The sequence below is a fragment of the Olleya sp. UBA1516 genome, assembly GCF_002323495.1.
GTDB lineage: Bacteria > Bacteroidota > Bacteroidia > Flavobacteriales > Flavobacteriaceae > Olleya.
On record NZ_DCQO01000021.1, the window covers coordinates 29,603 to 53,557 of the forward strand.

General features: G+C 31.0%; 22 protein-coding genes. 15 read left to right on the plus strand and 7 right to left on the minus strand.

Features of this window, described 5'->3' with window-relative positions; genetic code table 11:
• Window positions 1-45 precede the first annotated feature (45 nt).
• Complete coding sequence (locus B2989_RS13930; protein ID WP_292949615.1) at window positions 46-1,125, plus strand: glycosyltransferase family 9 protein; 1,080 nt, start codon at window positions 46-48, stop codon at window positions 1,123-1,125.
• Here B2989_RS13930 and B2989_RS13935 read toward each other — a convergent pair.
• Entirely contained in the window at window positions 1,122-1,943 is an 822-nt protein-coding gene (locus B2989_RS13935; protein WP_292949618.1) for a glycosyltransferase family 2 protein, read from the minus strand. The genes B2989_RS13930 and B2989_RS13935 overlap by 4 nt on opposite strands.
• A gap of 44 nt (window positions 1,944-1,987) precedes the next feature.
• Between B2989_RS13935 and B2989_RS13940 the strand changes: the two genes are divergently transcribed.
• Complete coding sequence (locus B2989_RS13940) at window positions 1,988-2,725, plus strand: glycosyltransferase family 2 protein (RefSeq protein WP_292949621.1); 738 nt, start codon at window positions 1,988-1,990, stop codon at window positions 2,723-2,725.
• Window positions 2,725-2,946: a hypothetical protein gene (locus B2989_RS13945; RefSeq protein ID WP_145002395.1), complete on the plus strand. Its 222-nt coding sequence runs from the start codon at window positions 2,725-2,727 to the stop codon at window positions 2,944-2,946. Before B2989_RS13940 ends, B2989_RS13945 begins: the two co-directional genes overlap by 1 nt.
• Here the strand turns inward: B2989_RS13945 and B2989_RS13950 are convergent.
• Window positions 2,943-3,662: a polysaccharide deacetylase family protein gene (locus B2989_RS13950; protein ID WP_292949626.1), complete on the minus strand. Its 720-nt coding sequence runs from the start codon at window positions 3,660-3,662 to the stop codon at window positions 2,943-2,945. The genes B2989_RS13945 and B2989_RS13950 overlap by 4 nt on opposite strands.
• A gap of 80 nt (window positions 3,663-3,742) precedes the next feature.
• On the opposite strand from B2989_RS13950, the gene B2989_RS13955 reads away from it, so the two are divergent.
• The gene (locus B2989_RS13955; protein WP_292949629.1) at window positions 3,743-4,489 is read left to right on the plus strand and encodes a glycosyltransferase family 2 protein; all 747 of its coding nucleotides are present in this window, start codon (window positions 3,743-3,745) and stop codon (window positions 4,487-4,489) included.
• Here the strand turns inward: B2989_RS13955 and B2989_RS13960 are convergent.
• On the minus strand, window positions 4,486-5,283 hold the full coding sequence (locus B2989_RS13960) for a glycosyltransferase family 2 protein (protein ID WP_292949633.1): 798 nt from the start codon (window positions 5,281-5,283) through the stop codon (window positions 4,486-4,488). The genes B2989_RS13955 and B2989_RS13960 overlap by 4 nt on opposite strands.
• 1 nt (window position 5,284) lies before the next feature.
• Window positions 5,285-6,184 carry a hypothetical protein gene (locus tag B2989_RS13965; protein ID WP_292949636.1) on the minus strand — a complete coding sequence of 300 codons (900 nt, stop codon included), beginning with the start codon at window positions 6,182-6,184 and terminating at the stop codon, window positions 5,285-5,287.
• A 44-nt stretch (window positions 6,185-6,228) separates the two neighbouring features.
• Between B2989_RS13965 and B2989_RS13970 the strand changes: the two genes are divergently transcribed.
• Entirely contained in the window at window positions 6,229-7,167 is a 939-nt protein-coding gene (locus B2989_RS13970) for a glycosyltransferase family 2 protein (protein WP_292949639.1), read from the plus strand.
• Here the strand turns inward: B2989_RS13970 and B2989_RS13975 are convergent.
• Together B2989_RS13975 and B2989_RS13980 are read right to left on the minus strand one after the other, a co-directional pair.
• Window positions 7,157-8,338, minus strand: a complete 1,182-nt coding sequence (locus B2989_RS13975) for a glycosyltransferase (RefSeq protein ID WP_292949642.1) — start codon at window positions 8,336-8,338, stop codon at window positions 7,157-7,159. The two genes, B2989_RS13970 and B2989_RS13975, sit on opposite strands and share 11 nt — an antisense overlap.
• Before the next feature lie 42 nt (window positions 8,339-8,380).
• A complete protein-coding gene (locus B2989_RS13980) occupies window positions 8,381-9,262 on the minus strand; it encodes a polysaccharide pyruvyl transferase family protein (protein ID WP_292949645.1) in 882 nt (293 codons plus the stop codon).
• A gap of 31 nt (window positions 9,263-9,293) precedes the next feature.
• Between B2989_RS13980 and B2989_RS13985 the strand changes: the two genes are divergently transcribed.
• Genes B2989_RS13985 through B2989_RS14005 form a run of 5 tightly spaced genes read left to right on the plus strand, consistent with a single transcriptional unit; the run spans window position 9,294 to window position 13,345 of the window.
• Entirely contained in the window at window positions 9,294-9,866 is a 573-nt protein-coding gene (locus B2989_RS13985) for an L-threonylcarbamoyladenylate synthase (RefSeq protein ID WP_292949648.1), read from the plus strand.
• 7 nt (window positions 9,867-9,873) lie between these two features.
• Entirely contained in the window at window positions 9,874-11,289 is a 1,416-nt protein-coding gene (locus B2989_RS13990; protein ID WP_292949651.1) for a CCA tRNA nucleotidyltransferase, read from the plus strand.
• 5 nt (window positions 11,290-11,294) lie between these two features.
• A complete protein-coding gene (locus B2989_RS13995) occupies window positions 11,295-11,747 on the plus strand; it encodes a GNAT family N-acetyltransferase (protein WP_348661780.1) in 453 nt (150 codons plus the stop codon).
• Window positions 11,748-11,770: 23 nt separating this feature from the next.
• Window positions 11,771-12,787 (plus strand): COX15/CtaA family protein, encoded by a 1,017-nt coding sequence (locus tag B2989_RS14000; RefSeq protein WP_292949653.1) that lies wholly within the window; start codon window positions 11,771-11,773, stop codon window positions 12,785-12,787.
• A gap of 39 nt (window positions 12,788-12,826) precedes the next feature.
• Window positions 12,827-13,345 (plus strand): IS1096 element passenger TnpR family protein, encoded by a 519-nt coding sequence (locus B2989_RS14005; protein ID WP_145002413.1) that lies wholly within the window; start codon window positions 12,827-12,829, stop codon window positions 13,343-13,345.
• On the opposite strand, the gene B2989_RS14010 is transcribed toward B2989_RS14005, so the two are convergent.
• Window positions 13,342-14,400, minus strand: coding sequence for a hypothetical protein (locus B2989_RS14010; protein ID WP_292949659.1), 1,059 nt, complete (start codon window positions 14,398-14,400; stop codon window positions 13,342-13,344). The genes B2989_RS14005 and B2989_RS14010 overlap by 4 nt on opposite strands.
• Before the next feature lie 98 nt (window positions 14,401-14,498).
• Here B2989_RS14010 and B2989_RS14015 point away from each other — a divergent pair, with 98 nt between their 5' ends.
• The 5 genes from B2989_RS14015 (at window position 14,499) to B2989_RS14035 (ending at window position 23,911) form a co-directional block, all read left to right on the plus strand.
• Entirely contained in the window at window positions 14,499-15,407 is a 909-nt protein-coding gene (locus B2989_RS14015; protein WP_292949662.1) for an ABC transporter ATP-binding protein, read from the plus strand.
• Between the two features lie 19 nt (window positions 15,408-15,426).
• Window positions 15,427-16,251: an ABC transporter permease gene (locus B2989_RS14020; protein ID WP_292949665.1), complete on the plus strand. Its 825-nt coding sequence runs from the start codon at window positions 15,427-15,429 to the stop codon at window positions 16,249-16,251.
• 82 nt (window positions 16,252-16,333) lie between these two features.
• Window positions 16,334-19,675 carry a T9SS type B sorting domain-containing protein gene (locus B2989_RS14025; RefSeq protein ID WP_292949668.1) on the plus strand — a complete coding sequence of 1,114 codons (3,342 nt, stop codon included), beginning with the start codon at window positions 16,334-16,336 and terminating at the stop codon, window positions 19,673-19,675.
• A 3-nt stretch (window positions 19,676-19,678) separates the two neighbouring features.
• Complete coding sequence (locus B2989_RS14030; RefSeq protein ID WP_292949671.1) at window positions 19,679-22,039, plus strand: T9SS type B sorting domain-containing protein; 2,361 nt, start codon at window positions 19,679-19,681, stop codon at window positions 22,037-22,039.
• Between the two features lie 33 nt (window positions 22,040-22,072).
• Window positions 22,073-23,911 (plus strand): gliding motility-associated C-terminal domain-containing protein, encoded by a 1,839-nt coding sequence (locus B2989_RS14035; protein ID WP_292949674.1) that lies wholly within the window; start codon window positions 22,073-22,075, stop codon window positions 23,909-23,911.
• The last annotated feature ends 44 nt before the right edge of the window (window positions 23,912-23,955 follow it).

The following is a 23,955-nucleotide window of genomic DNA, read 5'->3' on the forward strand; positions in this document are numbered from 1 at the left end:
AAAATTATATTTTGCACTACAGCGTAAAAAATACGTGATTTTTAAATGAAGAAAATTCTTGTCATACAAAATAAACGCATTGGTGATGTGCTTATCGCATCAGTAATTGCCCAAAACATGAAAACTGTTTTTCCTGATAGTCAAATTGATTATTTGGTGTATGACTTTACAACTGGTGTTATTGAAAACAATCCAAACATTGATAACATTATAGCAGTAAATGAAAAAGAATTGAAGCAATTTAAATTTATGCAACGCTTGATTAGACGAGTTAAAAAAAATAACTATGATATTATTTTTGACCCTTACTCTAAATTACAAAGTCGGATTATTTGTTATTTTTCTGGAGCTAGCATGCGAATAGGCTTTCAGAAAAGAGGTAAAAACCCTTGGTTTAATTTTTACACACACACTGTCGCTTTATTAGATGAAAAAAAACATATAAGTGGTAAAGCTATTGAAGACAGGATAAATATGTTTAACTGCTTTTTTCCATTACCTGAAAATAAAATCGATTATGAACCTCACATAGTTTTAACCGATAAAGAGCAACAATACAACAAGTTAAAAAAATATAATAAGCCAGCAATTATGCTAGGTATTTTAGGTAGTACACCTCAAAAATCCATGCCATATCAATATATTGTTAGCTTAATAAATCATATTACAACAACTTATGATGTTAATGTATTATTTAATTATGCACCACATCAAAAAGAAGATGCTTTAAATATTTACGACCAATGTCAAAATAAATCCAATATTATTATTGATATTTATGAAGATAGCATTAGAGGTTTTATAACTTTAATGAATAAATGCCTACTACTTGTAGGTAACGAAGGTGGTATTGTACACATATCCAAAGCATTAAACAAACCAACTTTTACAATTTTTTCGCCTTATGTTTTAAAAGAACATTGGGCTAGTTTTGAAGATGGTAAAAAACACACATCTATACATTTATTAGAAGAAAAACCAAATTTATTTGACGAGTTTAGTGTAGAACAAAGACGTAAAATTGAAGAAAATCCGCACGAACTATATCAAATGTTAACACCTGAAATGATCTTAAAAAAATTGACTCCGTTTTTAGATTTACACTTAAAAGCTTTTAAAAACTAAGCCTTTTTTACAATTCCAAAATCTGTCCAAGCCTTTTTCTCATTTTTAGTGACGTCTCTAATCGCTCTGTTTTTGGCTATTGAAGCTTCATTTTTATAACCACGTTTATGATCTAAATGAATACAAATTGCTGAGTATCTTATTTGTTTACTTTTTATACCTAAATTCATTAAACGCTCACCAAGCTCTCGGTCCTGACCACCATATTGCATACGCTCATCCAAACCATTGACTGCAACAATATCTTTTTTCCAACCAGAAGCATTATGTCCATTCCAGCTAGCATTTGTTGGTGTTAAAGCATTTAAAATCTTAGATTTTAAGCCTTTAGCAGTTAACTTATTATTTTTAAAGGATGCTTTTAAGCCATTCTTTTTAAGCCATTTTAGATTAAAACAATTGGCTTTATAAATATCTTCTTTAGTAATAGCTTTAGAGATATCCATTGGTAACATAAAGTAACCACCAGATAAAAAGTAACCAATCTCTCGCTCTTTAACGTGCACTTCAACAAAATCTTGACGTGGTATACAATCACCATCAGACATGATAATGTAATCCGATGTACATTGTGTGATAGATTTGTTTAAAATTTCAGATTTCTGGAAACCATTATCCTCATGCCACACGTGGATAATAGGATAAAAGACGTCTTGCTGTATAGATTTAATTAAATCTATGGTCTCTTGTTTAGAACCATCATCTGCGATTACGATTTCAAAATTACGGTACGTTTGGTTATTATAACCATACAGTACTTTTGCTAACCATTCCGGAGAATTATAAGTGCTAATTATTATTGAAGTATCTATTTTCATTATAGCTACAAAGATAAAATTATTTTAGTAATTTTGGTTTTTATATGGATGCTATTACAGTAATTATACCAACTTATAACGAGGAAGCTTACATTGCGCAAGCGATCCAATCTGTGGACTTTGCTTCTCAAGTTATTGTTGTGGACTCCAACAGTACTGATAATACTGTACAAATAGCAAAACAAATGGGTTGCGAGGTCTATTTGCGTGCATTTGACAATTTTTCTAACCAAAAAAATCACGCGTTACAATTTGCAAAAGGTGACTGGATTTTATTTGTAGATGCTGACGAGCGTATACCTTATGCCTTACAACAAGAAATTTTTGAAGCTATAAGCAGTAATAAACATGCTGGATACAAGCTTAATTTTCCGCATTATTACATGAATAGGTTTTTATACCATCACAGTGATAATGTGACACGCTTAGTAAAACGTAATAATTGCAAATTTGAAGGTCTGGTGCACGAAAAACTGATTATTGATGGTACCATTGGACAGTTAAAAAATCCTGTGCTTCATTTTACCTATAAAGGATTACTACATTACATAAGCAAAAAAGATAACTATGCGTGGTTTCAAGCAGAGCAAATGCTTAAAAAAGGAAAAAAAGCGACTTATTTTCATTTAGCGTTTAAACCCTTTTATCGTTTTTTTAGTAGTTATATTTTAAGGCGTGGATTTATGGATGGTATTCCTGGATTGACCGTTGCAAGCGTTAATGCTTATGGTGTATTTTCTAGATATGTCAAGTTAATGTTACTTCAAAAAGGAATTAAATAATGTTAGAACAACTAAAATTTATATACTTAATAATAGCATTAACACAAATAGCAATTGGAACTTCTTTTGTTTTTATTGGATTTAAAATTATAAAATTATTTAAAAACAAGCCTCAAACACAACACCATTGGTACACTAAATATCAAACAACTTTTAAGGTTGGAGGTTTAATATTAATAATTTTTGGAAGTATATCGCTTCCCTTTTTTAACTTAATCTAAAACCAGTTTTTACCTTTTTTTAGCTTTCGCTGAAACACCTTAATACTGTCATCTCCTTTAATATCCAAACGCTGAATTTCGTAATGGTTTTTAAACGGAAACTTATTGACTCTATTTCCTATTCGTAAGCCATAAGCAATATTGTTATCTTTCAAACATTTAAAAAAAGCATGCTGCTCCTCGCCTGTTTTAGGATATTTCCCGTAAGGATAGGCTAAGGTATTATTAATTTCAAGATTGTTATTGACTATAAAATCTTTACACAAATCAAAATCCTTTTGGATAGCGTCAATAGATAACAAATCATAGCGTTGGTGCGCAAAACTATGCAAACCTAATTCTATAATATCACTATTTAAACTTTGTAATTGTTGGACAGACATAATTGGCTCCTCACCTTCGTCCCAAGTATTAACACCATTAACATACTTAAACGGAATGTAAAAACAAGCCTTTAAATTATGTTTTAAAAACAATGGATAGGCTAATTCTAATTGATTAACATACACATCATCAAACGTGATTATTACTGCTTTTTCTGGAAAATCTTTAGCAGAGTTAAATTGCTGTAAATCTTTAAAATGTAAGGTTGTATAACCCTTAGCCTTTAGATATAGTAATTGTGTTTCTAACATTTTGACATCAATAGTCAACCCTTTACTCTCATTTGATTGAGTGGTTACACTATGATACATTAAAATGGGTAATTTTGGCACGTTGTTTTAATTTGAATACTCTGCACACAAATATATAAAGCCTAATGGTTATATTTGGCAAAAATCTGATTTTCTCTTGCATGATAACTGCTCTAGCAATAACATATAACGAAGCACATAATATAGAACGCTATATTAATAGTATGTCTTTTGCAGATGAAATTATTATCGTAGACTCCTTTAGTACTGACCAAACCGAAACATTAGCACAACATCCAAAAGTCACGTTTGTCAAGCGCGTTTTTGACGATTTTTCTTCTCAAAAAAATTATGCAATTAGTTTAGCAAAACACGATTGGGTAACCTTTTTTGATTTAGATGAAGAAGTGTCTGAAGCCTTAGCTACAGAGCTTGTCGCTACCGTTAGGTCTAATCCAACAGCTAAAGCTTTCCGCGTAAAGCGTGATTACCATTTTATGGGAAAACGTATTAAATATAGTGGTTTTCAAACAGATATTGCTGTCCGTTTATTTAACAAAAATCATTGCAAGTATAATGGTAAATTAGTACATGAAGCTATACAAACTACTGCTACCATTGGTAAATTAAGACACCATGTTAAGCACCAAACGTATAAAGATTTTGATAATTATAATCAAAAATTAACGCAATACAGTAAACTACAAGCAGAAGCTTTATTTAAAAAGAATGTACGTCCAAATTTGTATCATTTTTTATTTAGACCTTGGTACAGGTTTATGCACCAATACTTTTTAAGGTTTGGATTTTTAGATGGTAAAGAAGGGTTTATTATTTGTTATGTCCATGCGTTTTCAGTGTTTAAACGCTATATCCAATTATGGACCATGTATCGTAATATAGATTAAGGTAAATACTTATCTACTCCGTTTTTAGCCCATTTAATACTTTGGTCAATAGTTTTTTGCTCAATAGTATCATTAATCTCAAATCTATCTCTAGATTTTTCGTTGTGATATATATGAAACACAATACCTCTATAACGTAAGCGTCTAGCTTGTAAACCATTATTGTGCATTCTTAAGACTAACTCAGAATCTTCTCTTCCCCAACCAGTTATATCTTCATTATAACCATTAACAGCGATAAAGTCTTTTTTAAAATAAGACGTATTACAACCTCTAAATTTACTTGAAAACTCAGCATTTGGTTTATACAATTTACTTAACATTGGAATATGTAAAGCACGAGTACGTTTTTTTATGCCTTTAGAAAAAGCTGAAAAAGAGGTTTGTTTAGTCTTAAACAAAGTGTCTAAATAATCTTTTTGGATATTAACTCTAGATCCAAATAAATAGGTGTTGTCTTGAACAAATTGTAAATGATCCTTAATAAAATGCGGATGCATGATACAGTCTCCATCTACCTGGATTATATAATCTCCTGATGCTTTTGCTATTGCTTTATTTAAAATATGGGCTTTTTTAAATCCTTCGTCTTTTTGCCAAATATGAATCAAAGGAATTTCAAATTTTGTCTTAAAACTATCAATTAAAGCTTTAGTATCATTGGTTGACCCATCATCTGCAATAATAACTTCATCAGGCAACTGACTTTGGTTTAATGCGCTTTGTAAAACTAAATCTAATGCTTCTGGCCAATTATAAGTAGCTATTAATAAGGTTGTTTTTAAATGCTTCATACTAAAAATAAGATTCGAATTCAATTTTACTTTTATTAAAAATCTTTAAAAATTTAAACCATTGCCCAAAATTTTTCTTCAGTAAAAAAGACTTTGTTGGTGCTAAAGTTTCGTCTTTTTCTACTAAATTTTTAATTTCATTTAAATTATGTGTTGGAAAATAGCCTAAACTTTTCCAGATTTCTGGATCTAAATAAAACAGATTTTTTAATTCTTTGTAATTGTTTTTATCTGCTTTTTGCCATTTTGGAAAAAACTGATCGTTAAGCTCGTGAGAATGTCCCCAATTATCAAGTTTAAATTTTAAAGACGCTTCGTCTCTAGATAAACACTCGTGTAGCAATACATTATTGGTATATATTACACGCTCTTTACTATTTCTGGCATATTTATAATTTGGGTAATTAGTCGCCAACATTACTTTTGTAGGCTCATCAACGTATAGCATTCCGTCTTCTAAATACTTATAAATATTAATTAAAAAACCAGCGATCTGAACTGGGTTTTTCTTAGGATTATCTAAAAAATGATCGTGTTGACGTAATGTTTTAACAAACTGAGAGAAGTCAATAAAAATCTCGTCACTATCAACTTGCACTAACCAATTACCAATTCCCATTTTAATGGATAACAAGTGACGTTCTCTGGTATCGTTTTGGATTGCATTTAGCTCAGGCACAAAAAAATTGTCTTTATAAATTTCAATTTTATTGTGCTTATCAAAATTTGAAAGCCATTCAAAAAAAGCAGGATCAACATCAAAAGTTTCACCTTTCCAGGTACGTTGTTTATGGTCTAAAGCTAGATATATTTTATCCGCTTGTTCATAAACTGGAGGAATAGACAATTTTAATTTCTCGTAGTCATAAGACATTAAAAAACCAACAACAATATTTTTCATTATAAATATTTAGTTAAACAAAACTAATAAATATTAAAACTTAAGTGAGTCAATCTATTGGTTTTATTTATTTTTACCCAAAAATCAACTACATGGATGTCTCTATAATTATTGTAAACTTTAATTCTTCTGGTTATACCATTAATTGTATTGACTCTATTTACAAATTTACTAAAGACCTTAGTTTTGAGATTATTGTTGTTGATAACCAATCTAAAACAGAGGATGTTAAAACGTTAGAATCACACTTAAAAATTGCTGATTTCACTTTAATTAAAAGCAAAGAAAATTTAGGCTTTGGAGGCGGAAATGATTTGGGTTACCAACATGCTAGTGGTAACCATTTAGCATTTGTAAATAATGATGCTGAGTTGACTGAAAACTCGCTTTTACAGTTATTACAATACAGTCAATCTCAACCTAAAGTAGGCTGTATTGGTTTAAAACAAGTAAATGAAGATGGACATCCATTTAAATACAGTTTTAGACAATTTATTGATCTAAAATACCATTTGTTTGATCAAAAAAAACCTGTCAAGTATTATAGTAATTTATACAACTCTGACTTATCAGAACCTTTTACGGTTGATTTAGTTTCTGGTGCTTTTATGTTTTTTAAAACGGAAGCATATAAAAAATGTGGTGGATTTGATCCTAAAATATTTTTATTTTATGAAGAAATGGATATTTGCCTACGTTTAAAAAAACAAGGTTACATTACGCAATATTATCCTAAATCTACATTTATCCATTACATGGGAAAAAGCTCTGGAAATGTTGCTTTAAAACGCGAATTTACGGTCTCTTACCTTTATGTAATAAAGAAAAACTACAGTACGTTGTACTATCAGTTTTTAAGAATTATCTTAATTTTAAAATACGGAATTAAAAGTATTTTTAAACCTAAAAAGCATTTAATACCGTTTAAAATAGCGCTTAAAGGTGGTGACTCTTTAAGGTTTTCTATGCGAGCTAAAGGTTAATTATTTGCAGTAATTGATTTTCAGTAACTTTTAATGAAAACGGTTCTAAAATAGTTTTACAACTATTAGATGCTTCATCCCAAAGCTCTTTGTTAGTATATAAATCGACCACTTTTTGAGCTATTGCTTCAGTATTATTGGCAATCATTATCTGTTTTTGGTTTCCAAAATCAAAACCCTCTGCTCCAACATCTGTTGTAACTAAGGGTAAACTATGCTCTAAACTTTGACCAATTTTACCTTTTATACCAGCTCCAAAACGTAAAGGAGCAACAAATAGTTTTGAGTTATTGATTACTACATTTAAATCGTCTACAAAACCCAACAGTTTAAAGTTGCTTGAAGCTAAGTCTTTAATATCGTCTGTAATATAACTGCCTATAATATTAACCGTAACCTCTGGAAGTGTTTGCCAAACAATTGGCATAACATCTTGTTTTAAATATTTTACCGCATCACTATTAGGATCATGCCTAAAGCTACCTACAAAGAGTAAGTCTTTTCTGTTTTCAAAGGAATTAAAATCTTCAGACTTATCTATATATTGATGAATGTTACTAATTAAAACTACTTTTTCGTCTGTATTAAAATGTTGTTTAAGTAATACTTTATCTGTCGTTGAAATCGCAATAACAACATCTGCATTTTTACAATTTTGTAATTCTATTTTAAGAAATTTTTCGGCTTCAGTCTTTAATGCTTCATCTTTATTAAGTTCATATTCTCTTAATAATCTGATATAATGAAAATCTACCATATCAAACACTAACTTAACCTTTGGATTTGCTTTTTTAACTAAAGCTTGATATTTATCAAAAATTAATGGTCTGTGTAACCAAGCTACATCCATTTTTGGTGCCATCCGTTTAATAAAGCCTTCAATTGTAACTAAATCACCCTTACTATCTATACTTGGTTGATATACATTAACACCTAAATCTTTAAATTTTTGAATATAATCACTCTTGTATTTATATTGTTTTAAATCTGCTACTAAAAATACTGATACCTTATTATTTAGTAATAGTTTTATAATTTCAGTTAAGCGTCTTGACCCAGAATCTTTATTAAATTCAGGAATAATTTCATCTATAATTAGTACGTTTTTATCGGAGAATTTAAAATCATTTTCATTAAAAAAAACTTTATTTTTCTTGAGTTTCGTTTTCAATAGAAATAATTTAAACTGATTTTTAAGCTTTTTAAGCATTTACTACAAGTATTCATTTATAAAATTATCCACTTCTTTTTCCATTTTAATCTTCATGTCTTCCATTGTTTTTTCAGACGACAAGTTAAAATCTACTACATCATGTAATTTTAATTTATTTAATAAATAGTTTTCCGTTTCTTTTTTATAAGCCGATTTAAAAATCTTATTTAATTTTTGTCGTTTGGGCATTGGTGCTTCAATAAAAACATTTTTTTTAATCCCTATTGACAATAACCAATCATTCCATTTAAATTCAGAGACCTTTTCTCCTTCAAATAAATGAGCATTAAAACGAAGTCTTTTCCAAGGGACTCTTAGTGCATCTGCCAGAATACAACCATGCATGGCTTCGCTAATAATAGAATTACAACTTGAAATTTCTTTCATAAATTGTTCCACATCACCATTTGTAGGTAGTATTAACTTCCAACCCAATGTGTCACATATTTTCTGCCAATTTACCTTATCTATAGACTTAAAATAAGGCACAAAACCTATATCATGTTTTTTAGGTAATTTTAAATAATTTGAATATTCGGGTAACAACGCTAAAAAGTATGCGCCATCAGCTATATAATTATCTGCTTTCCCTGTAAGTTTAACGGAACTATAAGGTCCACGAACAAACCTAACATCCCACGAATTATCAAAATCAAAAGCCTCATTAATAGACCTTACTCCTGTCCCAAAAATGACCTTTTTATTATATGTTTCTGCTTTATTTATAAAATCAGAGTTTTCAATTAAAATGGAACCAATACCAAAAAATGCTACATCATTATTATCATGAAACAAATCTTGTTTAAATACTTTTGGCCAAAGCCAAACATTTAAATCATCTCCAAAATTACCTTTCTCTGATTTATAATAAATTAAATTCATCTATTTTTGTTTATTCAAATATATAATAAAAATGAGTGCTAATATGTCTTCAGAAATAGAAAAAGTTGTTACCATCTTAAAACAAGGTGGCATTATATTATATCCAACTGATACTGTTTGGGGTATTGGTTGTGATGCAACTAATGCCAACGCAGTACAAAAAATTTACAAACTAAAACAACGCCAAGACAGTAAAGCACTAATCTGTTTAGTTAATAACTATAGTATGCTAGAAAGACATGTTGACAATGTCCCAAATATGGCGTATACTATTTTGGATATTGCTGATCAACCAACCACAGTTATTTATGACGCTCCAGCAGGAGTTGCAGAAAACTTAATAGCAGAAGATAACACCTTAGCCATACGTATTGTTAATCACAAATTTTGTGAAAAAGTAATAAAATATTTAGGAAGACCATTAGTTTCTACCTCAGCAAATATATCAGGCCAACCAACACCAAAATCCTTTGAAGAAATTAGCGATGCTATTTTAAAAGGTGTGGATTATGTCGTAAATTTGCAAAGCGAAAATAAAAACGCAAAACCCTCTACCATTATCAAATTATCTAATAAAGGAGAGGTGAAAATTATTCGTGAGTAAATTTACAATGAATTATAAAGACGCCTTACAAAATCCGATATTCAAAATTATTTCTGAAGCCTCTAAAAACTTAAATTTAGACAGCTATGTTATTGGTGGTTTTGTTAGAGACTACCTGTTACAAAGAGGAAATGCAAAAGATATTGATATTGTTGCAGTTGGTAGCGGAATTGAATTAGCCAGAGCTGTTGCACAACTATTACCTAACAAGCCTAAAGTGCAAGTTTTTAAAACTTATGGCACAGCTATGTTGCGCTACAAGGATGTCGAAATAGAGTTTGTTGGTGCTAGAAAAGAATCCTACAATGAAGATAGTCGTAATCCAGTTGTAGAAAATGGAACGTTACAGGACGACCAAAATCGTCGTGATTTTACAATAAATGCTTTAGCTTTAAGTTTGTCACAAACTAACTTTGGAGATTTATTGGACCCTTTTAACGGGATTCAAGATTTAGAAAACAAGATTATAAAAACACCACTAAATCCTGACATTACCTACAGTGACGATCCATTACGTATGATGCGTGCCATTAGATTTGCAACCCAATTAGATTTTATAATTGAAGACGAATCTTTAAATGCAATTACAAGAAACAATAAACGCCTTGATATAATTACCAAAGAGCGTATAATTGTAGAACTTAATAAAATATTAGAAAGTCCTGTCCCATCTAAAGGATTTTTACTTCTAGAAAAAACAAAACTGTTATATCACATTTTACCAGAACTTACCAATCTAAAAGGTATAGACGAGGTCGAAGGTCAAACCCATAAAGACAACTTTTACCACTCGTTAGAAGTGGTTGACAACATTGCTAAAAACACAGATGACGTTTGGCTACGTTGGGCAGCATTACTACACGACATTGGTAAAGCACCAACCAAACGCTTTAGCAAAAAAGTAGGTTGGACTTTTCATGGTCATGAGTTTGAAGGTTCAAAAATGGTATACCATTTATTTAAACGTTTAAAAATGCCACTAAATGACAAAATGAAATTTGTCCAAAAAATGGTGTTTATGAGTTCCAGACCTATAGTCTTAGCACAAGATATAGTAACAGACTCGGCAGTAAGACGTTTAGTCTTTGATGCAGGAGATTTTGTAGATGATTTAATGACACTTTGCGAGGCTGATATCACCACAAAAAATCCTAAGCGCTTTCAAAAATATCATAACAATTTTAAGATTGTTAGAGAAAAAATTATTGAAGTTGAAGAAAAGGATCATGTCCGAAACTTTCAACCGCCAGTTTCAGGTGAGGAAATCATGAAGACTTTTAATTTAAAGCCTTCAAAAGAAATTGGTATAATTAAAGAAGCCATTAAAGAAGCAATTCTGGAAGGTGATATTCCTAACCAACATGAAGCAGCTTTTAATCTAATGTTGGAAAAAGGAAAACAACTAGGACTAACCATTAATTAATTTGGATGATGTTAGAATTACGTAAAACCAATTCTGATAATACCGACTTTAAAAGTCTTGTCAAACAATTAGACGATTTTTTAAAAATTACAGATGGTGATGATCACGCGTTTTACAATCAATATAATGGATTGCAAAACATTAACAACGTTATAATTGCTTATAAAGACAATACTGCTATTGGCTGTGGTACCTTTAAAAAATTTAGTAAAAATACAGTCGAAATAAAACGCATGTTTACCACAGAAGCAGCCAGAGGACAAGGAGTTGCATCACAAATACTGCAAGCATTAGAGCAATGGGCTAAAACATCAGGTTTTACATTTAGTATTTTAGAAACAGGAATTAGACAAATAGAAGCGATTAATTTATACAAAAAATGTAATTATCAAATCACCGAAAATTACGGACAATATCAAGGTGTAAGCGAAAGCTTATGTTTTAAAAAAGAATTGTAAAAAAAAAAAAAAAGAAAAAGGCAATGAAAAAAGATAACAAAAAAGTCATCTATTGGTTGTTAACAGGATGTGTATTAATTTTTATTATGGTTATTGTTGGTGGTATTACACGACTAACGCATTCTGGATTATCCATTTCAAATTACAAACTTATTTCAGGTACCATTCCGCCAATGAATGATGTCGAATGGCAGGAGGCTTTTGATTTATACAAACAATATCCTGAATATCAAAAATTAAATACACACTTTACCATAGAGGAGTTTAAGGATATTTATTTTTGGGAATGGATCCATCGTGTTATTGGACGTTTTATTGGTTTAGTGTTTTTCTTACCGTTTTTATACTTTTTAATTACCAAGCAACTTACCAAACCTACCATTAAAAAATCCATTGGTTTAATGTGCTTAGGCGCATTACAAGGTTTTTTAGGATGGTACATGGTTAAAAGTGGCTTAGTGGATAGACCTGATGTTAGCCATTATAGATTAGCTATGCACTTAACTACAGCATTTATAACCTTTTCGGCTACTTTTTGGGTTGCATTAGACTTAATGTTTCCGTTTAATAAAATTGTAAATACAGGATTTAACAGGTTAGTAAAACTAGGGATGTTAGTCCTTTTAATACAAATTATTTATGGTGCTTTTGTTGCTGGATTAGATGCAGGTTGGGTACATAACCATTGGCCAATGATGAGTGAAGGAAAATTTATCCATGAAAGCGTATATATTGAGCGAGATAGTTTATTTGCTAACTTAACAGAAGGTAAAAGTGGCGTGCAATTTGTACATAGGACTTTAGCTTATATTGTTGTTGTGTTTATTTTATTAATTTATTTTAAAGGAAAAAAACATATCGAAACCAACTACCAACGCAAAGCCTTAAACCTATTATTGTACCTAGTATTTTTTCAATTTATATTAGGTGTTTTTACTTTAATATTACAAGTTCCGGTTTGGTTAGGTGTTGCACATCAAGTAGGTGCCTTTTTATTACTTAGCGCAATGACATTTACGTTACATCGCTTTAGTAAATAACACCTAAAAGCAGTATCTTTACACCCTTATTTTATTATTATGATTTACAGATTTAGAGTAATACTAGACAACGATACAGAAGAAGATATTTTTAGAGATTTTGAAATTCGCGAAAGCGATACTTTAGAAGACCTACATAATGTAATTACGCAATGTTTTGGCTTTGATGGTAATGAAGTCGCTTCGTTTTACTTAAGTGACGACGAATGGAATCAAGGTGAGGAAATTAGCCTTTTTGACATGAGTGACGGAATAAATGATGTTAGATTAATGAATGAAACTAATCTATCTGACACTGTACATGAGGCACAAACTAAATTGATTTACGTCTATGACTTTATGAATATGTGGACCTTTTTTGTTGAATTAGCTGAAATTGTTGAAGTTGCAGAAGGTGTTGATTATCCAAACCTAATGTATGTACAAGGTCAAGTGCCTACTGAAGCTCCTGACAAAATATTTGAAGCAGAAAGCAATGATGATGATTATGACGAATTTGATGACGATTTTAACATCGATGATTACGATAATTTGGACTTTGAAGAAAACTGGAATTAAAAATCTTTTGTATTAACGTCTTCATAGTTACGTTTTACAAACTCCAGAGCATTTCTTAAAATCCCACCCATATTTTCACTTTTTTTAAACTCTAAATCCATGGTATATTCATGGATTTTGGTTTTTAATAGCGCTATGTTTTCTTCATTAGATATAACATCATGTGTCATACAATCTAGCAATCGCTCCAAACGATTGTTATAACTAATCATACGCTTAGCCACGATACTGCGTTCTTCAATTTTATATTGATCGATAGACTCCTTTTTAAACTTACTAACGACCAACTCTACCAAGCGCAGATTTTCTTTAAAAAACTGAGGTCTGTATACCTTAAACTTACCTTCATAACATTGTTGGTCAAAATCTATGGCTCTAATTTTAAACACCACATGATCAAAGTCATGGGTTGGCACAACTACGTAATTGTAAGAGCGCATATCACCAAGTAGCCTGATCATACAACGCTCGTTAAACTTAACAAACTCTTTTGCTATCTGGGATTTTTCAGATTCAGAACAGTCATCCAACATAGTTTCAATAAATACATCTCCAGGGATTCCTGCAATATGTTCTTCGATTAAAGTATTACCATGTACCATAAAATTTAATTGATATGGAGATAACATATGCTCTAATTCTAGACCATAGATACGAGAAGCATCTGCTTTTTTGACATAAAAATAGGTGTAGTTGTCATTTAAAACATTTCGGATTTTTATTCTAAAAGGTTTAGAGTTTCCAAAAGTACAATAATCAATAGCATCAATATTTAAAAAGGCATTACTAGTTTCGTTACCATCAGAATGTAATCTACTGTATACTTTTTTCAGGCTTAAATCAATTTCTACTCTATCAAATTCACTAAAGTAAACACGTATCCACAACGTATCTTTATCATCTTTATCATAAACGGTTACAGAACCTTGAAAACGTAAAAGGTCATCATACAGTATTGTAATTTTAGAGTTTCGGTTATAATCAGACAAATAACTACTCAATCTATCATTAATTGGGTAGGATGGTTTTTTCTTCGAAATTTTTAAATCCTTCATAAGTTTTTCTGTCATTCAAATTTATAACTAATTTTTAAATTGTAACATTTTTACCAATCAATCGTCTTACTTTTAAACCAATCAAAAAACCACACCTCTTGGAAACAATTTTAACCATTAGTAATCTAACTAAAAAATATGGCAATTTAACTGCTGTAAACAATTTATCCTTTACCATTAAAAAAGGAAATGTCTATGGCATTTTAGGACCTAATGGTAGTGGTAAATCAACTACTTTAGGCATTACCCTAAATGTTGTAAATAAAACCAGCGGAAGCTTTAGTTGGTTTGACGGACAAACATCCACGCATAATGCTTTAAAAAAAGTAGGTGCTATTATTGAGCGTCCTAACTTTTATCCATACATGTCTGCTTACAAAAACTTAAAGTTAGTTTGTAAAATTAAGGAGATTAGTGAAGACAAAATTGACGAAAAACTTGAACTAGTTGGTCTTTTGGACAGAAAAGAAAGTAAGTTTAAAACCTTCTCGTTAGGGATGAAACAGCGTCTAGCTATAGCATCTGCCCTATTAAACGATCCTGAAATATTAATTTTAGACGAACCCACAAACGGATTAGACCCTCAAGGAATACATCAAATTAGAGCTATTATAAAAGATATTGCAAGTCAAGGCACAACCATATTATTAGCATCACATTTATTAGATGAAGTAGAAAAAGTTTGCTCTCATGTAGTTGTACTTAGAAAAGGTCATAAATTATACGAAGGACCTGTAGACCAAATGATATCTAGCGAAGGCTTTTTTGAACTAAAATGTGATAATCCAGAACACCTTGTAACCTATTTAAATAGCCATCCAAATATAAAAAACACCAAAGTAACAGATGATCTAATTACTGCCTTTTTAGATGCACCAATGTCAGCATCGGCTTTTAATAAAGAATTAATTGATAACGGAATAGCCTTGTCACACTTAGTACTTAGAAAAGAAAGTTTAGAAGAACAATTCCTTCAACTTACTGACAATTTAGAGGACCAAAACTAATCAATCAAAACAACCAATCATGTTACGACTTTTACAAATAGAATTACAAAAACTTTTAGAAAATAGGATTAGCAAAATCTTAATTTTCTTTTCATTTATATTACCCTTTTTTATCATATTACTATCCTCGTTCAAAATTAATTTCTTTGGGCTTTTTACCATAGATTTAGGTAGTGTTGGAATTTTTGATTTTCCGTATATCTGGCATATCACCACCTTTTTTGCTGCACTATTTAAGCTGTTTTTTGCTATAGTTGTAGTAAGCATGATAGGTAATGAATATAGTAACAAAACCATAAAACAAAATTTAATTGATGGTCTAAGTAAAAAAGAATTTATCCTGTCTAAGTTTTACGCACTGCTATTTTTTTCATTAATATCCACACTACTTGTTGGTATACTAACCTTAGCAATTGGATTGTATTATAATAGCGATAGTGAAGCGTACTATATGTTTAGCGAAAGTATTTTTTTACTAGCCTATTTTGTCAAACTAATTGGCTTTTTTAGCTTGTGTCTGTTTGCTGCAGTGTTAATAAAAAGATCTGCTTTTGCACTAGCCTTCTTGTTTATACTATTTATTGTAGAATGGATAATATATGGTATTATATTAAAAAACTATGATGATGATATAGCAACTAAAATACACAACTACTTTCCATTAAAATCCATGTGGAAATTAATTGACGAACCTTTTAGACGTATTGTAGCCATGAAGTCTCCAGAAAAAGTAGACCTAGTCTATGACTTTGCAGTACATTGGCAAGAGATAGGTATTGTTGCGGTTTGGACTACAATTTTTATTTACTGCTCATATAAACTATTGCAAAAAAGAGACCTATAATTGATAAAACCTTTTTAACATCAGACATTTATATTTAAAATAAAATTATAATATCTTTACTAGCATTAGCTAGAAAAAAGAAATGAAAAAGATATTATTAATTTTTACTGTACTATGTGCATGTACGTTATCTGCTCAAAACGAAGCTGCCAACTGGTATTTTGGAAACAATGCAGGTATTACATTTGACACTTCAACCAATGAAGTTAGTGCTTTAACAGATGGACAATTATCTACTGAGGAAGGTTGCACAAGTATATCTGATAGTACAGGTAATTTATTATTTTATACAAACGGAGAAAATGTTTATGACAGACAGCATAATATTATGCCTAATGGAACTGGTTTATTTGGTAATCAATCCAGTACACAATCTGCTATAATAGTCCCTAAACCTGGTGACCCAAATATTTACTATATTTTTACCCAAGACACTACTTTTGAAGGGACTCCTGACAATGGGTTTAATTACTCCATTGTTGATATTTCACTAAATAGTGGCTTTGGTGATGTTACTGCTAAAAATCAATTTTTATTACATAAAGCTAGCGAAAAACTAAGTGCTGTTTTAAAAGATTGCGAATCACAAAATATTTGGGTTGTAGCTTTTGGTAGTAATGATGCTTTATCAAATTCAAGTGCTACAGATACTAACAATAACACCTTTTATGCTTTTGAAGTCAGCGCAACAGGTATTAATACCACACCTGTAATTTCCACATTACCATATACTGTAAACCAAAGACGAGGGTATTTAAAATTTTCTCCTGACGGAACAAAAATTGCTATGGCTAATATTAGTGATGGACTACGCTTACTGGACTTTGATCCTGCAACTGGTATTATTAGTAACTCAATTACTATAGCAACTAATATTTCGCCTAGCGGAAAACCACAAAACCCTTATGGTGTCGAGTTTTCTCCCAACAATCAAATATTATACGTCACCACTTATTACGAAACTAGTGGTTCTAATTTTGATAATCCAAGTGCACAATATGGTGCTTTATTACAATATGATTTAACTGCCACTAATATTAGTGCAACAGAAGAAGTATTAGACCAAAGAGTAATGTACAGAAGCGCTTTACAACTTGGACCTAATGGTAGAATTTACCGATCATTAAGTGCGACATACAACCAAGGGACTCCGTTTTTAAGCGTTATTAACAACCCTAACAATCTTGGTCAATCAGCAGACTATCAACATGCTGTAATTGATTTGATGGGTCGTTCCTCTAGACAAGGACTTCCTCCTTTTATAACCTCTTACTTTTCAGAAAAAATAGACATTATTCCAACAGATGACCAAAACACCGTCATATTACCTTTATGTACTGGAGATACGTATACTTTAGTTGCCGAAGCTATTCCAGGAGCAATTTATACTTGGACTAAAGATGAAGTCGCTATCCCAACTCCAACTATACCATATGAGTTATTTATTGATGAAGCAGGTAATTATGAAGTCGTCATAGATCCAAGCACTAGTGACTGCGAGATTAAAGAAGGTCAAGCCATAGTAAGTTATTACGATATACCTGTAGCAACACAACCAAGCGACTTAATTATTTGCGACGATAATAATGATGCAACCTCAACATTTGATTTACAATTGCAGGATGCCAGTATATTAAATGGTCAAGATCCAATGCAATATAGTGTGCACTATTATTTATCTCAAATGGATGCAGATTTAGACGAAAACCAATTAGATAGTCCATACACTAACTCTAATCCTATTGAAACCATTTTTGCTAGGGTTTACAATATTAATAACCCTAATTGTTTTGACACAACTAGTTTTAATTTAGAAGTCTATAATACGCCTACCATAGCTACACTAGTAGATTTGGCTGTTTGCGATGATATTACTGATGGAGATGACTCAAATGGACAATCAACTGTAGATTTATCCACTTATAATGCTCAAGTTTACAACTCCTTAAGTCCTGCTGTTTATGATATTTCTTATCATAACACGCAGTTAGATGCAGATGATAATACTAATCCATTACCAACAAATTATTATAACACAACACCTTTTAATGAAACAATATATGTTAGATTAGAAAACAGTAATAATACCGACTGTTATGCTACGTCAAGTTTTGTTATTAATATTAACCCTGTACCAGAAGCTAATAACCAAATCTTGTTTCAATGTGATGAGGATGGTGTTCCGGATGGTTTTACAACTTTCAACTTAAATCAAGCCATTCCTGATATTACAAATAACGCAACTAATACAAGTACCACTTTTTATAGCAGTATGACCAACGCGGAAACAGAAACTAATCCTTTAAATGCTGAAGCCTATAATAATGCTTCCAATCCGCAAACAATTTATGCTGTTGTCACTAATACTACTTCAAGTTGCAAAGCAATTTCTGAAGTTGTTTTAGAAGTTAGCGTAACACAAATTTCGGATTATAATCCACCAATAGTGTGTGACGAATTAGGATCTGAAGATGGCATAAACACCTTTAATTTGAATGATTTTTCGGCAGACATGCTAACGCTTCTACCTACTGGAATAACCATAAATTTTTACGAAACCTATGATGATGCATTATTAGAAACAAATGCATTACCATCTACATACAATAACACGACGCCTTATAATCAAACAATTTATGCTAGAGCAGAAAACAATAATGCCTGTTACGGTATAAACCAAGTATTTTTGACAGTTAAACCATTACCTCAACTATCCGATGATCAAACCATCTTATATTGTTTAAATGAATTTCCTGAAACAATACAATTAAGTGCATCAACACCAACAAATAATAACTATTATTATGATTGGTCCACTGGCGAAACAACTGCTACAATAGACATAAATACAATTGGAACTTATACTGTAACTGCTACTACAGCTGATGGCTGTTCTAAAACTAAAACTATTATTGTAGAAGCATCTAACATAGCTACTATTGATAATATTGAAGTAATTGATGGCACTTTAAACAATAATATTATAACAATTTTAGCGTCAGGAGAAGGTAATTACCTTTATGAAATAATAAACGCAGAAAATTTATCATCTGGTTATCAAGAAAGTAATATCTTTAATAACGTAAAACCAGGTATTTATACCGTAAATGTCAAGGATACAAAAAACAATTGCGGTACTGTAAATCAATTATTTTCTGTAGTTGGATTTCCGTTGTTTTTTACACCAAATAACGATGGAAAAAATGATTATTGGCAAGTGTATGGTGTGTCGTCTCAGTTTCAACCAAACTCGTTAATTCAAATTTTTAATAGATATGGTCAATTGTTAACAGAGTTTACACCTACAAGTAAAGGATGGGATGGTACGTTTAACGGACTGCCTGTCCCAACAAATGATTATTGGTTTACAGTAAAACTACAAGATGGTAGACTTTATAAAAGTCATTTTACTTTAAAAAGATAAAATATGAACAAACAAATATTATATACAACCGTAATGCTCTGTATTACTATTTGTTTTTCACAAAATGAAACAGCAAACTGGACATTTGGAGAAAATGCTGGCCTTAATTTTAATTCTGGATATCCTTTACCTTTAGGTGCTTCTCAGTTAAATACTACCGAAGGTTGTGCTAGTATGTCTGACAATAGCGGAAACTTGATTATCTACACTGATGGATCAACCGTATGGAACAAAAACCATGACATAATGACTAATGGATTGGATTTGCTAGGAAATGACTCTAGCACACAGTCTGCTATAATTATCCCAAAACCTAATAGTGACACCATCTATTATATTTTTACGGTCGACGACAGAGCTGGATCTAATGGCTTAAGGTTTTCTGAAGTTGATTTGTCTTTATCTGGTGGTTTAGGTGCAGTAACAGCTAATAAAAACATCTTACTAGAATCGCCTATTACAGAAAAACTTACAGCTGTCGAAGCGTCTAATGGTGAAGACATTTGGGTTATTAGCCACAGATGGGAAAGTAACGAGTTTGTTAGTTATCTGGTTTCAGATTTAGGTGTCTCAACAACACCTGTTGTATCTGGTATTGGAACATATTATGGAGGAGATATTAATCAAACCATAGGATATTTAAAAGCCTCTCCTAATAGAGAAAAAGTAGCTTCGGTTGTAAGTTATGTTAGTCAAGTAGAAGTCTTTGATTTTAATGCGCTAACTGGACAACTGACAAATCCTGTTTATATTCCTAATTTAAGTACAAATAATCCAGGGTTTTATGGTTGCGAGTTTTCACCAGATAGCCAATTACTTTATGTTAGCGAGTTAAATTATGATACAAACCTTTCCTTTATCCATCAATACAATTTAGGCTTAAATTCTGCGTCAAGCATAATAGCATCTGATATTATCGTTGGACAAAGAACTGGGTCTTTTGGTGCCTTACAACAAGCGTTGGATGGAAAAATTTATGTTGCTGAGTTTGACCGAACGTCTATGGCTGTAATTACAGATCCTAATACTATTGGTGTGGATTGTAATGTATTGTCAGGATTTGTAAATTTAAATGACAAGATATGTCAATTGGGATTACCACCTTTTATTCAATCTTATTTTTACGCTACAAACATATTTAATAATACATGTTTTGGTGATGTCACAGAGTTTTATACCGAGTTTAGTACAAGCATAGACGCCATACAATGGGATTTTGGAGATCCTGCTTCTGGCATTAATAACACCTCAACATTACTAAATCCAACACATGTTTTTTCAAGTTATGGTACCTTTAATATTACTATAAATTTTATTGTAGATGGTCAAAACCAAACCCTTTACAGATCCTTAACCATTACTGATAAACCACCTGTTTTAACTTTAGACCCTTTATATAGCTGCGAAACGGACAATCTATTTAATCTACAAAATGCAATACCATCATCTTACTTGAGTCCAGATTATAATATTGCATATTTTGAAACTTTAGAAGATGCGCAACAGACAGAAAATAATATATTAAATTTTAGTAATTACGACGCAACAAGTACTAACCAAACAATCTACATAACACTATCAAATGGAACGTTTAGTGATTGTTTTTCTATAAGTACGTTAGATTTAGTAACAGTTTCTACTCCAATTGTAGCTGATGAAGATGTTTTTTTGTGTAAAAATTCAGTCTCAGATTTTGTTACTATTGATGTCGGATATTTAGATTTACCACACAATCAATATTCATTTTTGTGGTTATCAAGTTTAGAAACCACACCACAAATTGATGCATTTCAACCTGGTGAATATATTGTAAGAATCACACTTTTAAGCAGCATAACAACCACTAATCCTGAAGGCTGTTATGCAGACCGATTGGTAACAGTTACAGCTTCAAGTATTCCTTATATAGAAGAAATTATTACAAATAACACAACAATAACGGTTATTGTTTCAGGTTTGGGTGATTATGAATATGCTTTGGATAATATCAATGGTCCTTATCAAAACGAAAACAATTTTGAAAACACAACTGCAGGTAACCACATAGTTTATATTAGAGATAAAAACCTTTGTGGTGTTGCCGAAGCACCAATTTGGTTAATAAAATTTCCAGATTATTTTACACCAAATAATGATGGTAAAAATGATTATTGGCAAGTCGAAGGTTTAAGTGACAATTCTAAAAAAAACGCACTAGTTCAAATTTTTGATAGATATGGCAAATTGTTAAATCAATTTAAGCCTTCTAGCATTGGTTGGGATGGCAGTTTTAATGGCTATCCAATGCCAACTAACGATTATTGGTTTGTAGTAACCTTAAGTAATGGTTTAATTTATAAAAATCATTTTACATTAAAACGCTAGTTATTCGTACATTTAAGCATGAAACGCTATTAGATGTATCGTACAATTATTGCTTTAATACTATTAACCCTATCAACGCAATTTACTATTGCGCAAGATATAACGCTGTTTCAGCAGTTTAATGGTCGTTATGATTATATAGCAATTGGAAACACTTTAAATCAAGCCGAAAATAATTTATCGCAATCCTTTTGTAGTATTTTACCTTCGTCTCAAGCAAGTCTCAACTTGCCTATGGACAGTAACATAATATCTGCTTATTTGTTTTGGTCAGGCTCTGGACCAGGAGATACTGAAGTCTCATTAAATAGCCAAACAATAATTGCAGAAGACACATATAATGTTACTTATAATGCTGGATCTGATGGGTTGCTTACTTACTTTGCTAGCTATGCAGATGTTACCAATTTGGTAATTACACATGGTAATGGTGACTACTTATTTGCAGATTTAGATATTTCAGAAGTACTAACCTCAACTGCTGGATATTGTAATAATAGGACCAATTATGCAGGATGGAGTCTTTATGTTATTTTTGAAGACAGTACACTTCCTTTAAATCAAGTAAATCTATTTTTAGGATTAGAAATTATTAATGGAGACGTACAAAACAAAACTATCGTTTTAGAAAATGTAAATGTCCTTGATAATGACAATGCCAAAATTGGTTTTTTAGCTTGGGAAGGTGATAATGCCTTAAACTATGGCGAATCCCTATCTATTAATGGTAATGTATTATCCAATCCTCCTCTTAATTTAGCAAACAATGCATTTAATGGCACCAATACTTTTACTAATGCTACTGATTTTTATAATGCAGATTTAGATGTTTACAATATAGAAAATAACATCGCTATAGGAGACACAGAGGTTACAATTAACTTAACAACAGGAGGTTTAGATTCTGTTGGAACTTTTAGAGCCGATTTAATAATAATCAATAATATTATTACGGTTTTAAATAGTCAATTACCAGACGCTACTATCCAATTAAATAATTACCAGGTTACTTGCAGCGATAGAATATTAACTGTAAACTACTCTGTATTTAATTATAATAGTACAGACAGTTTGCCTGCAAATACACCTATTGCTTTTTTTATAGATGGTATTCTGGTAGCACAAAATCAAACCATCAATACAATTTTAATTGGTGGAGAGGAAACCAATCAAATCAGTTTCCAGGTTCCAGATACTTTTCCTGATAACTTTATTTTAGAAATTGTAGTGGATAATGATGGCACCTATAATGGTATTGTAACAGAAACTAATGAAGTTAATAATGATAACTTTGAAGTAATACAGCTAATACCCTTACCACAAACCATACAATTAAATCCATTATTAGCATGTGATGAAGGTTATAATAAGTCGCATTATGATTTAACTAAGACATTAAACCAAATAGACACAACCATTTATCAAGATTTTTCATTTTTTGAAACCTTAGAAGCTATTTCTAGTAATACCAATATCATAAATCCCAGTAATTATTTTTCAAACCACACACCTCAAACCATATATATTACAGCTATGACAGATATTTGTTTTGACATATTTAAATTTGATTTATTTACAGAACATTGTCCTCCATATATTCCTCAAGGCTTTTCTCCAAACCAAGATACTAATAACGACCATTTTAATATACAAGGTTTATATACCATTTTTGAAAATCACGAATTATTAATCTACAATCGTTATGGCACTTTAATATTTAAAGGTGATGATAATTTAAAGTGGCATGGTCAAATAAACCAAGGTCTAAATAACCAAGGTAAAATAGTACCTGTAGGTACCTACTTTTATGTACTTCATTTAAATGATCCAAAATATAAAACAAAAACAGGTTGGGTTTACGTAAACTATTAAGGAACAAACAATTAATTTAAACTTTTAATCGATAATTATTGCGT

Bases quoted from the DNA above. Each gene is read 5' to 3' on its own strand.
- B2989_RS13935 (WP_292949618.1), bottom strand. From the start codon at position 1,943: ATGAAAATAGATACTTCAATAATAATTAGCACTTATAATTCTCCGGAA.
- B2989_RS13995 (WP_348661780.1), top strand. From the start codon at position 11,295: ATGATGTTAGAATTACGTAAAACCAATTCTGATAATACCGACTTTAAA.
- B2989_RS14030 (WP_292949671.1), top strand. From the start codon at position 19,679: ATGAACAAACAAATATTATATACAACCGTAATGCTCTGTATTACTATT.
- B2989_RS13985 (WP_292949648.1), top strand. From the start codon at position 9,294: ATGAGTGCTAATATGTCTTCAGAAATAGAAAAAGTTGTTACCATCTTA.
- B2989_RS14005 (WP_145002413.1), top strand. From the start codon at position 12,827: ATGATTTACAGATTTAGAGTAATACTAGACAACGATACAGAAGAAGAT.
- B2989_RS14000 (WP_292949653.1), top strand. From the start codon at position 11,771: ATGAAAAAAGATAACAAAAAAGTCATCTATTGGTTGTTAACAGGATGT.
- B2989_RS13940 (WP_292949621.1), top strand. From the start codon at position 1,988: ATGGATGCTATTACAGTAATTATACCAACTTATAACGAGGAAGCTTAC.
- B2989_RS14025 (WP_292949668.1), top strand. From the start codon at position 16,334: ATGAAAAAGATATTATTAATTTTTACTGTACTATGTGCATGTACGTTA.
- B2989_RS13960 (WP_292949633.1), bottom strand. From the start codon at position 5,283: ATGAAGCATTTAAAAACAACCTTATTAATAGCTACTTATAATTGGCCA.
- B2989_RS14010 (WP_292949659.1), bottom strand. From the start codon at position 14,400: ATGAAGGATTTAAAAATTTCGAAGAAAAAACCATCCTACCCAATTAAT.
- B2989_RS14020 (WP_292949665.1), top strand. From the start codon at position 15,427: ATGTTACGACTTTTACAAATAGAATTACAAAAACTTTTAGAAAATAGG.
- B2989_RS13990 (WP_292949651.1), top strand. From the start codon at position 9,874: ATGAATTATAAAGACGCCTTACAAAATCCGATATTCAAAATTATTTCT.
- B2989_RS13955 (WP_292949629.1), top strand. From the start codon at position 3,743: ATGATAACTGCTCTAGCAATAACATATAACGAAGCACATAATATAGAA.
- B2989_RS13980 (WP_292949645.1), bottom strand. From the start codon at position 9,262: ATGAATTTAATTTATTATAAATCAGAGAAAGGTAATTTTGGAGATGAT.
- B2989_RS13945 (WP_145002395.1), top strand. From the start codon at position 2,725: ATGTTAGAACAACTAAAATTTATATACTTAATAATAGCATTAACACAA.
- B2989_RS13965 (WP_292949636.1), bottom strand. From the start codon at position 6,184: ATGAAAAATATTGTTGTTGGTTTTTTAATGTCTTATGACTACGAGAAA.
- B2989_RS13930 (WP_292949615.1), top strand. From the start codon at position 46: ATGAAGAAAATTCTTGTCATACAAAATAAACGCATTGGTGATGTGCTT.
- B2989_RS14035 (WP_292949674.1), top strand. From the start codon at position 22,073: ATGTATCGTACAATTATTGCTTTAATACTATTAACCCTATCAACGCAA.